This window comes from Vibrio iocasae, from assembly GCF_042245395.1.
GTDB classification, from domain to species: domain Bacteria; phylum Pseudomonadota; class Gammaproteobacteria; order Enterobacterales; family Vibrionaceae; genus Vibrio; species Vibrio iocasae.
In genome coordinates this window covers 362,997-376,812 of the sequence record NZ_CP145310.1, presented here as the reverse complement: position 1 = coordinate 376,812, position 13,816 = coordinate 362,997, and the positions used below count along the sequence as shown (strand labels likewise).

Here is a 13,816-nt window from a genome sequence, read left to right as displayed (position 1 = left end):
CCCTTTACCTAGCCTCATTCATTCCTGAGGATGTTTAATGCTCTCGTAGATCATCAATCAAAGGTTGCTCGCTTTGGAACATATCGGGCACAAACTGAACATCGCCTTTAAGTTTGGTCACCGACTTTAGTGTCTCTTGAATATCGATCATCGAAGCACTACCTTCCTGACAACAGAAGGTAATCTTGTCACTATGACCCTCTCTTTCGATTTTCAAAGAACCTTTAACATCATGACGATGACATACTTCCTGAATCTGATGAGGGTAAACAAAGACGCCTTTGACTTTCACGGCCATATCCGCTCGCCCTAGCCAACCTTTCAGGCGCATGTTGGTTCTTTGAGAAGATTTATTCACCGGGATAAAGGCCGACAAATCACCTGTGGCGTAGCGGATAAGAGGGAACTTATCATCTAACATGGTCACGACCACTTCGCCTACTTGTCCTTCGGCTACAGGATTTCCGTCCGGGTCAACCACTTCTACGATGATATCTTCAGCAACAACCAACCCACTGTCGTTCTCTGCCTGATAAGCAATCAGCCCTAACTCGGCACTGGCATAAGCCTGAGATACACGAACGCCCTTTTGATCGAAGGCTTGTTGCAGTTGTTTGGTAACAGCACCACCGGACACCATCGCTTTTTCAATGGAGCTAGGCTGTCCGTAGCGTTCCTCATATTGTTCTAGCAGTGTCAGCAAGTAATCAGGTGTGCCCGCATAACCAATTGGTTTTAGGTGGTGAATGACCTCTAACTGAACTTCTGTATTGCCTACTCCTGCAGGGAAAACCGCACATCCACAGGCTCTGGCACCACCATCCATAATGAAACCACCGGGCGAGAGATGATAAGAGAGCGTGTTATGCACTAAGTCGCCTCTTCTAAATCCTGCAGCATGAAATGCTTGGCCCATACGCCAAAAATCGTTATCCGTCGTTTGTGCTTCGTAGAGTGGTCCGGGAGACTGAAAAACCCTTGCCATCTGCCCGATACCAACGCTATTTAAGCCTCCAAATGGTGGCGATGCCTGTTGTTTTTCGGGAACGTTAAACTTTCGAGTAATCGGGAACTGGACAAGATTTTCCCGACAGCTAGCGATGGCAGGTTTGATCCCCGCAAACAACTTTGCATAGTGATCACTCTGGCTTTTTGCGACTTCAATCGTTTTCACCAGTCGGGCGAACAGAGCACCTTCTCTTTCCTTCGCTGGCATAGACTCTTTGTCATCAAATAATTCGCTCATCTCCACTCCTTACAACCAACGCTTGCGGCGCTTATATGACTTGAGGTTCTTGAAGCTTTTACGCTCTCCATCGCCGCCACCAAGATAGAATTCTTTAACGTCTTCGTTGTTTAAAAGAGCATGCTTACTGCCATCGAGCACTATTTTCCCGGACTCCATGATGTAACCGTAATCCGCAGCTTGCAGTGCGAAATTAGCGTTCTGTTCGACAAGCAGCATGGTGATGCCCTGCTCCTTGTTAATCTTTTCAATAATGCCGAACACTTCTTTTACCAATAGTGGAGATAGCCCCATCGACGGTTCATCAAGCAGTATCATCTTCGGCCTTGCCATCAAAGCGCGTCCGATTGCCAGCATTTGCTGTTCACCACCTGACAAATAGCCTGCCAGGCCTGTGCGTTCTTTTAGTCTTGGAAAGTACTCAAAGACCATTTCTATATCTTTTTCTACTTCGTTATCACTGCGGGTAAATGCCCCCAAACGAAGGTTTTCAATTACTGTCATGTCTTCGACGATTCTACGCCCTTCCATCACCTGGAAAATGCCTGACCGCACAATTTCTTCCGGGCTCTTATTATCGATGCGTTCACCCATAAAGGTGATTTCACCACGGGTTACTTCGCCATCTTCGGTTTTCAGCAGCCCGGAGATCGCCTTCAATGTTGTCGACTTACCCGCACCGTTCGCTCCTAATAGTGTCACTATCTGCCCTTTTGGAACTTCCAGGCTGACACCGCGAAGCACCAGAATGACTTCGTCGTACACAACTTCGATATTGTTTACAGAGAGTAATATTTCCGCAGGTTCAATGTTCCTTACCAACTCACTCATCTTGCAGCTCCTTGCTCAGGTGAGGGTTTCCCCTCACCTATCCTTATTATTAGTAACCTAGCCAGTCATCTCTGCGAGATAGCGTAACTTCCGATACTTTTTTGATGTCTACAGAACCGCCAAGGTTGTTCCCCATAAAGACGTTAACTGTTGTCGTACCGCGGTGATCATCCGGCTGCCAGTTCGCTGGAATACATACGCCTTCAAGGCCTTTTGGTACCCAGTTGTCTCTTGCGTACATACCTTTCTTAATGTTTTCACCAGTAATACCACCGTTCGCTTTCGCCCACTCCATTGCCTCTTTCATGTAGAAAGCTGAGCAAACACCGCGAATATAGTGGTGTGTTCTGAACTGATCAGGCTTTGAAGCTGACTTCGATGAGATCTCACGTACTAGCTCCATCCCCTTGCTGTTGTCACCCCAGAATGCTGTCATGACAGGGAAGACGTAGTCTTTCAAACCATCACCTGCGGCTTCAATCACAGGTTTGTCACCACCCCAGATATTCGCCATATACTGGAATTCGGTACCAACTGTATTACAGGATTTCACCAGAGAAATAACCGAGCCGCCTAGGTTTGCTATGTAACCATAGTTAGTGCCCGACTCTTTAAGAGAAAGACACTGCGCTTTAAAGTCACCCGGCTTGAGTGAAACGACAACCGGATTCTGTACGTCAAAGCCCAGCTCTTTCGCGTACTCAGCACAAGCTTGCTTAGGCGCATTCGGGAACGGGTGGTTGTCACCAATATGAGTAAACTTCGGTGTTCCCTGATTACCCTTCGATTCCCAGTCGGCTTTCGCCCACTTCACAAGCGCTCGACAAGCATCAGAGTACGATGCGCCATAGAAAAAGTTATAAGGTGCTGGTTTCGCAGTCTTTGGGTTTTTGCCCGTAGGATCGGTCAGGTGACCGGAATAGGATGCCGAAAATACCGGTACTTTATCCTTGGTCACAAACGAGATTAGTGCTTCAGTATCCGCTGTACCCCATCCTTGCATTGCCACCATATCCTTACGGGCAACCCAACGCTTATAGTTTGATATTGCAACCGGCACCTTATACGCCATATCAACGGTTTCAAACTCAAGCTCAGTACCACTGATACCGCCATTCTCGTTTATCCATTTCAGCGCATCACGCACGCCAGAACCGTATGGCTTACTGACGTATGCCGTTGGACCAGAGAAGTCCACCAGGTGCCCCACGAACACTGAATCTTTTGCCTGTGATGTTGTAGTAAACAGTGCTGAAGCGATCATTAACGTTGACGCTAAATGTCCTTTATTCATAACTCGTTGTCCTTGTTATTGAGGTATATGTCTCCGGGTACGGAAGCCCCCGGATAGTCCTGTTAATAAGAGAATGGATAGTGCTTCCAATACGCCCGAATCTGTTGCCAGCGGTGCGCCAGCCCCTGAGGTTCGAAAATAAGGAACAACATAATGACCAATCCAACTGCCATCTCTTTGAGGTACGCTAAGCCGTCGCTGAATGCTGTGGTATCACTGAATACCGACAGTCCTGCAACGCCAAACTCTAAAACTTCGGGAAGCAGTACGAGAAACACCGTTCCCATTAAGGTGCCTTTCACCGAGCCAAGGCCACCGATAATGATCATCGCCAGGAATTGAATCGACATCATAATGGTGAAGCCTTCCGCAGAAACAAACCCCAGATAGTGGCCATATAAAGCACCACCAATACCAGCATAGAAGGCACATACGCCAAATGAGAGCAGGCGATACTTGGTTAGGTTGATGCCCATAATTTCAGCTGAAAGGTAGTGATCCCTAACGGATACAAATGCCCTGCCATCTCGGGAACGAATCAAGTTCGACGCCCATAGATACATAAATATCAAGGCAAAGAAGGCGACGTAGAAAAAGCTTTCATCGGTAGAAAACTCAAACCCGAACAGGTTGATAGGGTTCGCGCTTGCACCATAAGAACCGCCACTAAACCACTCCGCACGAGCAAAGAAATCTTCCAGAATGAACTGTGCTGCCAGTGTCGCAATAGCCAGATACAAACCTTTGATTCGCGCGGCAGGCAGACCAAAAATCATCCCGACAATCATGGTCAGATAACCCGCCAGAGGGATGGCGAAAACCACAGGAATATTAAACTGGTTGTTAATCCAGGCCGATGCAAAAGCACCAAAACCAAAGAACGCACCATGACCCAGAGAAATCTGCCCGGTAAATCCAACCAGAATATTCAGGCCCAACGCCGCGATACCCAGATACGAAATCTGAATAAACAGGTTCAGAAAATAGATATCCAGAACCAGCGGAGCCGCTAACGTGGCTATCACACTGCCTATTGCCAGCATTCGGATGGTCTTGGTTTCGAAGATTGGCGTATCACTCTTATAAGTGGTACGAAAATCACCACAAGGGCGTATGCTAAGTTGACTCATTGGTATATCTCCCTATATACGCTCAATGTCTTTGGTACCGAACAGGCCATAAGGTTTGAAGGCCAGGATAATCAGCAGCACGTAAAACGGTGCGATGTTGTAAAGGTTGCCAACCTGTAGATACTGGCTATCAAAAAACTCGGCCAGGTTTTCTAGTACACCAATGGTTATGCCACCCACAATGGCTCCAACAACAGAATCCAGTCCACCTAAGATAACCGCCGGAAACACCTTAATACCGATGATCGAAAGTGCATCAGATACACCATTTACCATACCGATAACGATGCCCGCAGTGGCTGAAACCATAGCCGAGATGGCCCAGCTAATAGCGAATACTTTCTTGATAGAAATGCCGAGACTCTGGGCGACCTGCTGGTTAAATGCCGTGGCACGCATCGCCAGTCCCATTTTGCTGAACTTAAAGAACCAGTAGAACGCACCCATGATGACGACCGAGAAGATCAAACTAAGTATGTAAGCGAACTCAACGTTCAATCCGCCAATGTTGACGACATTGGTTTCAAACACACGTGGATAAGAAACCGCTGACACTCCGAACATCCATTTCATCATTGCCTGGAAGAACATCGAAAGTCCGATGGTTACCATGATGACCGAGATAATTGGTTCGCCGATAAGAGGCCGCAATACGATGGTTTGTACGGCAATACCAAAAATCATCATAAACGCCAGAGTCAACAAGAACCCGATAACAAAAGGAAGTTCCAGATAAACCAGAGTCGCCCAACATACCCACGCACCGATAAGCAGGAACTCACCCTGTGCAAAGTTAACCACCTGAGTTGATTTGTAAATCAGTACGAAGCACATCGCGACCACACCGTACAGCATGCCAACGATAACCCCGTTGATGAGTAATTGTAGTAATAAGTCCGTATTCACTATGCGATCCTCCGTTGTTCGCCATTCACTTCTTCAAGTTCATGCTCAATGAGCGTTTCCACCACCAGCGACGTCTTAATTCGCGTCTTGGTGCCATCCTGATAAGTGATCACAGTGTCTACATCTACTTTCGGCTGATCGCTATAGATGGTTTCAATAATGTCTCCATACTTTTCTGCTACAACACCACGTCTAACTTTACGTGTACGCGTTAACTCACCGTCGTCCGCATCCAGCTCTTTATAGAGCAAAATGAACTTACTGATCTTTTGTGCTTCCGGCAGGGTTTCGTTCACTTTAAGTACTTCCTCTCTCACCGCCTGATACACCTCTGGCTGTGCAGACAGATTGGTATAGTTAGTGAAAGCCAAACCTTTTTGCTCCGCCCACTTAGAAACAATGGCGTAGCGGATACAGATGATGACCGAAAGCCATGGTCTGTCTTTACCAACCACCACGGCTTCTGCGATAAGTGGAGAGAACTTAAGCTTGTTTTCAATAAACTGCGGTGAATATCGATCACCGTGACTGGTTTCAGACATGTCCTTAAGACGGTCGATAACTACCAAGTGTCCCGAATCCTTAAAGTAGCCAGCGTCCCCGGTATGCATCCAGCCATCACGAACATCTTCGTCGTATGCTGTCTGATTGTTGAGATAGCCTGTGAACATGCCACTGGTCTTAGCAATGATCTCACCGACACCATTATGGTCCGGATTAATCACCTTCATTTCAGCGTTATCAAATGCCACACCTACCGAGTCATAATCGACATCACCAGCCTGATGCACCGTGTACGCACCACACATTTCAGTTTGGCCGTACAACTGTTTCAGCGGAACACCAATGGCCTGTAGGTAACGGAAAGTCTCCGGCCCCATAGCTGCTCCACCTGTTGCTGCAGAGGTTAGGTTCGAAAAGCCCAAACGGTCTCGAAGCGCGCGTAATAGTATCCACTCAGCGATTACAGAACGTTTCCCCTGATCCAGCGCCTTATTGGCCAGTTTCATTCCGAGCTTGTACATCTTCTGTTTAAACGGTGTTGAGTCCATCATTCGCGCTGAAACGTCAGCAACGATGTTTTCCCAGACTCGCGGAGCAAGCAGAACAAAGTTAGGACCAATCTCCCGCAAATCGGACATCATGGTCTCTTGCTCTTCCACAAAATTCACTATTTGGCGCGAAATCAGCGCCTGACCTACAACGTAGACCTGCTCCATAATCCATGGTAATGGCAGTACTGAAACATAGTTGTCACCCGGCGCTCGGGGGTCTGCACGAAGATAAGCTGCGCAGTGGTCTAAAAAGGTACCACTGTGTAGCTGAGCCAGCTTCGGCTTAGAGGTTGTACCTGATGTGGTACACAAGATAGAAAGGTCCGCACCATTTGTTGCTTCAACCATATCCGGATACTTGTTTGGCTCTGCCTTTTCTATCTCCTGACCGCGTTTATAAATAGTCTCGACATCGATAAGGCGCGGGTCATCATACTTGCGCATACCACGCGGGTCGCAATAGACGATAAACTCAACACTTGGAATTTCATCGCCAAGCTCAAGCAACTTGTCGCACTGCTCTTCGTCCTCTGCGATAACAACTTTCACTTCCGCATAATTGATTAAGTAAGCCACCTCTTCATGCATGGAGTCCTGATAAATTCCAAGCGAATACCCCTTAATGGCGTGGGCCGCTATTTCGCCCCAAACCCATTCCGGGCGGTTGTCACCCAATAAACCAACGACATCTTTCTCTCCAACGCCCAAATCATTCAGCGCCAGTGCCAGCCACTTCACTTTGTTGTTGTATTCTTCCCAGCTAAACTCTCGCCAAATACCAAACTCTTTCTCACGCATTGAAATCTGTTTAGGCCAATGTTTAGCATTGTGTTGAAGCACTTTAGGAAACGTATCCAGGCTCTCAGTATCTGCCCAATCTTTTTGCTGTGCCATTATGCACTCTCCTCTAAGCTTGGTAGTTCTTCACCCAGATAAGCTCTCTTCACATGTGGATTTTCCATAACCTCTTCCGGTACACCCGTCGCCACATGTTTACCAAAATCAAGTACAAGTACTCGATTAGAAATGTCCATCACGACACCCATATCGTGCTCAATCATAATGATGGTGATGTCCAGCTCTTCGTTCAGATCCATGATGTAGCGGGCCATGTCCTCTTTTTCTTCAAGGTTCATACCTGCCATAGGTTCATCAAGCAGCAGCAGCTTTGGTCTTAGTGCAATGGCACGCGCCAGCTCTACACGTTTACGCAGACCATAAGAAAGTGTGCCCGCAGTGGCTTTGCGTATATGTTGAATCTCCAAAAAGTCGATAACATCTTCCACATACTTGCGATGGGCCATCTCTTCTTTCTGAGTGTTCGAAAACCAGTACAGAGGGCCAGTAACGAAGTTGTTTTTCAGCAAGTGGTGTCGACCAACCATAATGTTGTCGAGCACAGACATATGAGAAAAAAGCGCTAAGTTCTGAAAGGTTCTTCCTAAACCTAACTCTGCGCGTTGGCTGGGTGTTCGCTTAGTTACGTCATCACCGTTGAATACGACTGATCCCTTATTGGGAGTGTATCGCCCGGAAATACAGTTAAGCATCGAGGTTTTGCCAGCACCATTGGGTCCGATAATTGAAAAGATCTCTTTTTCGTTCACGTGAAAGCTCACGTCGGTTAAAGCCTTAACTCCACCAAAAGCCAGAGAAATATCGTTTACCTGCAACAGAGGTGTTTCCGATACCATTTTTGATCTCCCTTTCGTTGTATTTTTTAGTGCGTTCCGTTGGGCACTAATTGAAATCAAACTTTATTTTGATACTGGTAACCACTTTCACACCCTTGCATCAATTTATAGTTCAGTTTACGTAAACGTCAATTCCATTTCAGGATAGTAACTCTCTGCTCAAGTTGCAAACAAGTTCATCAAGAAAGATTTGAACTAACGCATACTTTAGGTAAATAAAATGTTAATTATTTAGGGTTGATTTACATATTTGAGTAGTTAGGACCACCACCGCCTTCAGGAGGGGTCCACGTGATATTTTGACTGGGGTCTTTAATATCGCAGGTTTTACAGTGAATACAGTTCGCAGCGTTTATCTGGAGTCTGGGTTGCTGCTCATTCAGCACTATTTCGTACACTCCTGCAGGGCAGTATCGCTGGGCGGGCTCATCGTAGATCTCCAGGTTCTGTTCAATTGGAATCTGCTGACTATCTAAATGAAGATGACAAGGCTGGTCTTCCTCGTGGAAAGTATTTGATAGGTAGACAGAAGATAACCGGTCGAAGCTCAGCGTACCGTCAGGTTTCGGATATTGAATGGCTTTACTACTATTTGCTGGCTTTAATACCAGATGATCTGGTCGCTCACTTCGAATATTCCAAGAAGCTTTTCCTTTTAGCAGGTTCTGTTCGAGCAGGGTCAAACTACCGCCAAGCCAGGTTCCATAACGATGAATGCTACTGGTAAAGTTTCTTGCCTTATACAGCTCATCATATAGCCATGACGCTTTGAAGTGGCGTTCATAATCTGCAATATCTTGCTGATTTTCCAGCGCTTCAAACACCGCCTCTGCCGCTAACATACCCGACTTCATTGCAGTATGCGTCCCTTTGATTTTCGCTCCATTCAAGGTTCCGGCATCACAGCCAATCAGTAACCCACCGCTAAACTGTTGTGTTGGTAAGGAGTGAAGTCCGCCTTTGGTTATCGCGCGAGCACCGTAGCTAATACGCTTACCATTAGCGAGATACTTTTCAATGATTGGGTGGTGCTTAAAGCGCTGAAACTCGTCAAATGGACTAAGGTGAGGATTGGTATAACTCAGGTCGACAATGATTCCTACAGCGACCTGATTCCCTTCGAGATGGTATAAATAGCTTCCCCCGGTCGCCTCGCTGGCAAGCGGCCAACCCAGACCGTGCATAACCAGGCCTTCCTGATGATTATCTTCAGGTACCTCCCATAACTCTTTGAATCCAATAGCATAGTGTTGTTGGGTTTGGTTACTATCCAGTTCAAAATCAGATACGAGTTGCTTGCCTATGTGCCCTCGGGCCCCTTCTGCAAACAAGGTAAACTTGGCTCGAAGCTCGATACCGGGTTCAAAATTCGCTTTCTGGTTTCCTGTTTTATCGACGCCCATGTCTCCGGTCACAACGCCGCAAACTCGGTTATTCTGATCAATGATCGCCTCACTGGCGCTAAACCCAGGATAAACTTCCACACCTAGAGACTCCGCCTGTTCAGCCAACCAACGACACAAATTACCCAAACTAATTATGTAGTTACCATGGTTATCGAGGGAATTAGGCACCGCCCATTCTGGTAGTTTTATCGCGTTGCTTTCGCTACCAAAATAATAGGTTTCATCAACTGTCACCGCCGTAGTAAGTGGTGCCTGTTTTTCTTTCCAGTCAGGGAACAGCTCATCCAGACTTCTGGGTTCAAATACCGCTCCGGATAAAATATGGGCCCCAACTTCTGATCCTTTTTCCACAACACAAACGGATATGTCGTGTCCGTTAACTATCGCGAGTTGCTTTAAGCGGCAAGCAGAAGACAATCCTGCCGGACCGGCTCCAACTATCAGCACATCAAACTCCATGTATTCTCTTTCCATGGTTGATTTTCCTTTTTATTTGCATGTTGCCAACTTGTTAAAATAAATATATTAAAAGTTGACGCAAACGTAAAGGTAAATTAACATCATTTTATCGTAACCGTCACAACGTCTTCATGTAACAAGGAATCTAACGTGAAAATATTAGTGCCTATTAAGAGGGTTATTGACCCTTACATTAAAGTTCGAGTTAAACCGGACAATAGCGATGTTGAAACAAATAACGTAAAGATGACTATTAACCCGTTTTGCGAAATAGCCGTCGAAGAAGCCATAAGGCTAAAAGAGAAAGGGATAGCCGAAGAAGTCATTGTGGTTACTGCCGGAGGTAAACAATCTCAGGAACAACTGCGCACTGCGCTGGCTCTCGGAGCAGATAAAGCAATTCATATAGAGACTGAAGATAAACTTGAGCCTCTTGTCGTCTCTAAGTTGCTCAAGGCCGTTGTTGAGCAGGAACAAGTTCAACTTGTTATCACAGGCAAGCAATCAATCGATACAGACAACAACCAAGTGGCTCAGATGCTGGCTGCATTAATGAACTGGCCCCAAGCTACGTTTGCATCTGAAGTGGTTATCGAGGAGAGCCAACTCAAAGTCGTCAGAGAAGTGGATGGGGGTTTGATGTCCGTAGAAATGGCGTTACCGGCTGTTGTAAGTACCGATCTTCGCCTGAATGAGCCTCGTTTTGCGTCACTGCCAAATATCATGAAAGCAAAACGCAAACCACTAACAACAATGACACCGGAATGTCTGGGTGTGGATGTCGTTTTCAGCCAAACCATTACAGAAGTTACTCCTCCAGCTCCACGAAAGAGCGGTATTAAGGTGGAATCTGTCTCTGAACTTGTCGATAAGCTGCGTAACGAAGCAAAGGTGATTGCATGAGAAATCTAATTATTGCTGACCATGATAACAATCAGCTTCATGCTGACACGCTAAAGGTCGTCAACGCGGCAGTCTCTGTTAGCCAGGACAATACTTTGCTTGTAATCGGGAATAACTGTACCAAGGTTGCAGAGCAAGCAAGTCGAGTGGACGGAGTTAAGCAGGTACTCTGTATCGAAAGCGAAAGCTTTAGCCATCAGTTTTCTGAAGATATTGCTCCGGTAATTGTAGAGTTAGCCAATGACTATCAAGGGGTTTGGGCAAGTTCTTCTTCAAAAGGTAAAGATCTTGCACCTCGAATTGCTGCAAGCTGTGGTGTTGGGCAAATATCTGACATTGTGAACGTTGTCGATGAAACTACGTTTATTCGGCCTATCTATGCTGGAAACGCATTCGCCAAAGTCACTACCAGCGATAGTTTACGCGTAGTGACCGTGCGAGCATCTGCGTTTGATGCGGTTGAGTATTCAAATGAGGTTGAAATAGAGCATCGTCAGGTCGCATCAAAACCATCTCAGGTTAAGCTTGTTAGTATCGACAAGACAGAATCAGAACGACCTGAGTTAACAGCAGCAGAGGTCATTGTGTCGGGTGGACGAGGAGTTGGAAGCAAAGAGAACTTCGAGTTGATCGAGCAAGTGGCTGACAAACTAGGTGCCGCTATTGGTGCTTCTCGCGCCGCCGTTGACGCAGGGTTTGTCTCGAACGATCTCCAGGTTGGACAGACAGGAAAAATCGTCGCTCCAAAGCTCTATATCGCGGTCGGTATTTCTGGTGCTATTCAACACCTGGCAGGAATGAAGGAATCTAAGGTGATAGTAGCGATTAACACGGATCCCGAATCACCCATATTTGAAGTCGCCGACTATGGCTTAGTTGGTGACCTGTTCGAAGTTCTGCCCCAGTTAGCAGCAGAGCTTTAATCCAGGTTTACAACTTCCAATAAATAGTAAGAAAACGAGGCACTGATTATATTAATAGTCAGTGCTTACTCTAGCTCATCAGCACAACACTCATCTTGTAAGTAACCTATTACCTGCTCTAAGCATTGATACTCAGCAACACAGTATAGTGTTCGCCCCTCTCTTCTTTGAGTAATAAGGTTTGCCGAGACAAGCCCAGATATATGATGAGAAAGCGTCGAGTTAGGAATACCTAACGTCTCTTGTATACGACCTACCGCAATCCCTTGATACCCCGCTTTCACAACGGTCTTGAAAATACATAATCGAGTGGTATGCCCAAGTTCTTTCAACGCTTTAGCGACGTTTTCGATATCCATCCAACTCTCTCTAGGTAAGGCTCGTAAAAACGGTTCGATGATATTGGAAATATACTCCATTATCAACCCAACTAATCGGAACAAAAACAAATACATTAATTTCAATGAGTTAAGTTTTTATTTCGATTTTTATGGAAATATTTCTTGATCCTAAAAGTTAACAGTTCTATATTTCCAGTACTTTCGAAATATAACTAGAGGTTAATATGAGTCCTGAATTTCTATCAATGGCGAAAGAAACCTGGGATATGTTCCTGTTTCTGGCTACAGAGTTAATCATTTTGTTTTTAGCGATCAGCTATCTGGTCGGTGTATTGCAAGAGTTTGTGACTCCGGAAAAAATCCAGTCAATGCTGAGCTCGCGCAAAGGAAAGGGCTACATCATCGCAGCGTTGCTGGGTTCGATAACTCCGTTTTGTTCCTGTTCTACTATTCCTTTCTTGAAGGGTTTGCTCAGAGCGAGAGCAGGATTTGGTCCAATGATGGTGTTCCTTTTTGCCAGTCCGCTTCTTAACCCAGTTATCATCGGTTTATTTGTGATCACGTTTGGGATAAAAGTCGCTGCCTTCTACTTCTCGATTGCGATGACAGTCTCTGTTGTAGCGGGGTACGTTCTTGAAAAGCTTGGTTTTGAGCGTTATGTAAAACCAGAAGCTTACGAAGCAACTCAAACTACAGGTTGTGGAACGAGTAGTAGTACTTCTTGTGGTTCTTCAGCAAACACACCAGCAGAGCCGACACTCGCTCAAGCAACTTCATGTTGCACTAAAGAGCCTGAGCCTAAAATTGAAGTATCTTGCTGTTCTTCAGAGGGCGCTGCCGTCGCAACAGTTCAGGCAAAAGTACCAGGCCGCTGGATGAAAATATGGCTTTCAACATGGAAAGATTTTAAGCAAGTGTTCCCTTACCTGATGTTAGGCATCACTTTAGGCTCATTTATCTACGGATTTATTCCTACGGATTTAATCGCTGAATATGCAGGTAATGGTGTTTGGTATGCTATTCCGATTGCCGCAGTGATTGGTATTCCACTATACATTCGTGCCGAAGCTGTTATTCCATTAAGTGCTGCGTTGGTACAAAAAGGGATGGCGCTTGGTTCTGTGATGGCGTTAATTATCGGCAGTGCCGGAGCAAGTTTAACTGAAGTGATACTGCTGAAATCTATCTTTAAAAATCAAATGATAGCGGCATTTCTAACTGTTATTCTTGGAATGGCCATCAGTGCAGGTTATATCTACAACTACCTTTGGGGTTAATACCATTGGGAGGGCTTCAGCCCTCCCTCTCGTTTAATAGTCTGTTACTTAGCTCTATTGTTTTCTGCATTTTCATTGTCAATATAGCTAAACTCACCCTCTATCGTATTGCCTGAAGTGGAATTTGGCATTTCCCGTTCCATCTTTTTCAACATTCTATTTCCGGCAAATATGGCAGCAATAGATAAAGGAATCGCAACGACTAATCCGACTACCATAGTAAAAAATGCAATCATTGCAGTTGCAAAGGCCAATACAAATCTTTTTATATCTTTCATTACTCACCCTATAAATAGATCAAACTATCGATAGGCCTAGTATGCAAAACTAAATATGAACAGAGTCTGAACA

Annotated in this window: 13 protein-coding genes; 3 read left to right on the top strand and 10 right to left on the bottom strand. The window is 45.7% G+C overall.

Translation table 11 applies throughout. The annotated features are described in order from the left end of the window. Positions 1-34 precede the first annotated feature (34 nt). From SNR28_RS01715 to SNR28_RS01680, 8 genes are all read right to left on the bottom strand, one after another. A complete protein-coding gene (locus SNR28_RS01715) occupies positions 35-1,246 on the bottom strand; it encodes a phenylacetate--CoA ligase family protein (RefSeq protein WP_375749296.1) in 1,212 nt (403 codons plus the stop codon). Positions 1,247-1,255: 9 nt separating this feature from the next. Beyond that, complete coding sequence (locus SNR28_RS01710) at positions 1,256-2,077, bottom strand: ABC transporter ATP-binding protein (protein ID WP_375749295.1); 822 nt, start codon at positions 2,075-2,077, stop codon at positions 1,256-1,258. Positions 2,078-2,126: 49 nt separating this feature from the next. Next, positions 2,127-3,371, bottom strand: coding sequence for an ABC transporter substrate-binding protein (locus SNR28_RS01705; protein WP_375749294.1), 1,245 nt, complete (start codon positions 3,369-3,371; stop codon positions 2,127-2,129). A 62-nt stretch (positions 3,372-3,433) separates the two neighbouring features. Further along, the gene (locus tag SNR28_RS01700; RefSeq protein ID WP_375749293.1) at positions 3,434-4,501 is read right to left on the bottom strand and encodes a branched-chain amino acid ABC transporter permease; all 1,068 of its coding nucleotides are present in this window, start codon (positions 4,499-4,501) and stop codon (positions 3,434-3,436) included. A 12-nt stretch (positions 4,502-4,513) separates the two neighbouring features. Then, a complete protein-coding gene (locus tag SNR28_RS01695) occupies positions 4,514-5,407 on the bottom strand; it encodes a branched-chain amino acid ABC transporter permease (protein WP_375749292.1) in 894 nt (297 codons plus the stop codon). Then, entirely contained in the window at positions 5,407-7,356 is a 1,950-nt protein-coding gene (locus SNR28_RS01690; RefSeq protein WP_375749291.1) for a long-chain fatty acid--CoA ligase, read from the bottom strand. Before SNR28_RS01690 ends, SNR28_RS01695 begins: the two co-directional genes overlap by 1 nt. Then, a complete protein-coding gene (locus SNR28_RS01685) occupies positions 7,356-8,156 on the bottom strand; it encodes an ABC transporter ATP-binding protein (protein WP_375749290.1) in 801 nt (266 codons plus the stop codon). Before SNR28_RS01685 ends, SNR28_RS01690 begins: the two co-directional genes overlap by 1 nt. Positions 8,157-8,398: 242 nt before the next feature. Further along, positions 8,399-10,036: an electron transfer flavoprotein-ubiquinone oxidoreductase gene (locus SNR28_RS01680; protein ID WP_375749289.1), complete on the bottom strand. Its 1,638-nt coding sequence runs from the start codon at positions 10,034-10,036 to the stop codon at positions 8,399-8,401. Between the two features lie 135 nt (positions 10,037-10,171). Here SNR28_RS01680 and SNR28_RS01675 point away from each other — a divergent pair, with 135 nt between their 5' ends. Continuing rightward, complete coding sequence (locus SNR28_RS01675) at positions 10,172-10,924, top strand: electron transfer flavoprotein subunit beta/FixA family protein (protein WP_375749288.1); 753 nt, start codon at positions 10,172-10,174, stop codon at positions 10,922-10,924. Beyond that, positions 10,921-11,847 (top strand): electron transfer flavoprotein subunit alpha/FixB family protein, encoded by a 927-nt coding sequence (locus tag SNR28_RS01670; RefSeq protein WP_375749287.1) that lies wholly within the window; start codon positions 10,921-10,923, stop codon positions 11,845-11,847. Before SNR28_RS01675 ends, SNR28_RS01670 begins: the two co-directional genes overlap by 4 nt. A gap of 65 nt (positions 11,848-11,912) precedes the next feature. On the opposite strand, the gene SNR28_RS01665 is transcribed toward SNR28_RS01670, so the two are convergent. Next, positions 11,913-12,206, bottom strand: coding sequence for an ArsR/SmtB family transcription factor (locus tag SNR28_RS01665; RefSeq protein ID WP_375749937.1), 294 nt, complete (start codon positions 12,204-12,206; stop codon positions 11,913-11,915). A 206-nt stretch (positions 12,207-12,412) separates the two neighbouring features. Here SNR28_RS01665 and SNR28_RS01660 point away from each other — a divergent pair, with 206 nt between their 5' ends. Beyond that, positions 12,413-13,465 (top strand): permease, encoded by a 1,053-nt coding sequence (locus SNR28_RS01660; protein WP_375749286.1) that lies wholly within the window; start codon positions 12,413-12,415, stop codon positions 13,463-13,465. 44 nt (positions 13,466-13,509) lie between these two features. Here SNR28_RS01660 and SNR28_RS01655 read toward each other — a convergent pair whose 3' ends face one another. Next, on the bottom strand, positions 13,510-13,743 hold the full coding sequence (locus tag SNR28_RS01655; RefSeq protein ID WP_375749285.1) for a hypothetical protein: 234 nt from the start codon (positions 13,741-13,743) through the stop codon (positions 13,510-13,512). Positions 13,744-13,816: the final 73 nt, after the last annotated feature.

What these genes read in the sequence shown, in the direction of transcription:
- SNR28_RS01715 (WP_375749296.1), bottom strand. Translation starts at nt 1,246, where the DNA reads ATGAGCGAATTATTTGATGACAAAGAGTCTATGCCAGCGAAGGAAAGA.
- SNR28_RS01710 (WP_375749295.1), bottom strand. Translation starts at nt 2,077, where the DNA reads ATGAGTGAGTTGGTAAGGAACATTGAACCTGCGGAAATATTACTCTCT.
- SNR28_RS01705 (WP_375749294.1), bottom strand. Translation starts at nt 3,371, where the DNA reads ATGAATAAAGGACATTTAGCGTCAACGTTAATGATCGCTTCAGCACTG.
- SNR28_RS01700 (WP_375749293.1), bottom strand. Translation starts at nt 4,501, where the DNA reads ATGAGTCAACTTAGCATACGCCCTTGTGGTGATTTTCGTACCACTTAT.
- SNR28_RS01690 (WP_375749291.1), bottom strand. Translation starts at nt 7,356, where the DNA reads ATGGCACAGCAAAAAGATTGGGCAGATACTGAGAGCCTGGATACGTTT.
- SNR28_RS01685 (WP_375749290.1), bottom strand. Translation starts at nt 8,156, where the DNA reads ATGGTATCGGAAACACCTCTGTTGCAGGTAAACGATATTTCTCTGGCT.
- SNR28_RS01680 (WP_375749289.1), bottom strand. Translation starts at nt 10,036, where the DNA reads ATGGAAAGAGAATACATGGAGTTTGATGTGCTGATAGTTGGAGCCGGT.
- SNR28_RS01670 (WP_375749287.1), top strand. Translation starts at nt 10,921, where the DNA reads ATGAGAAATCTAATTATTGCTGACCATGATAACAATCAGCTTCATGCT.
- SNR28_RS01665 (WP_375749937.1), bottom strand. Translation starts at nt 12,206, where the DNA reads ATGGATATCGAAAACGTCGCTAAAGCGTTGAAAGAACTTGGGCATACC.
- SNR28_RS01660 (WP_375749286.1), top strand. Translation starts at nt 12,413, where the DNA reads ATGAGTCCTGAATTTCTATCAATGGCGAAAGAAACCTGGGATATGTTC.
- SNR28_RS01655 (WP_375749285.1), bottom strand. Translation starts at nt 13,743, where the DNA reads ATGAAAGATATAAAAAGATTTGTATTGGCCTTTGCAACTGCAATGATT.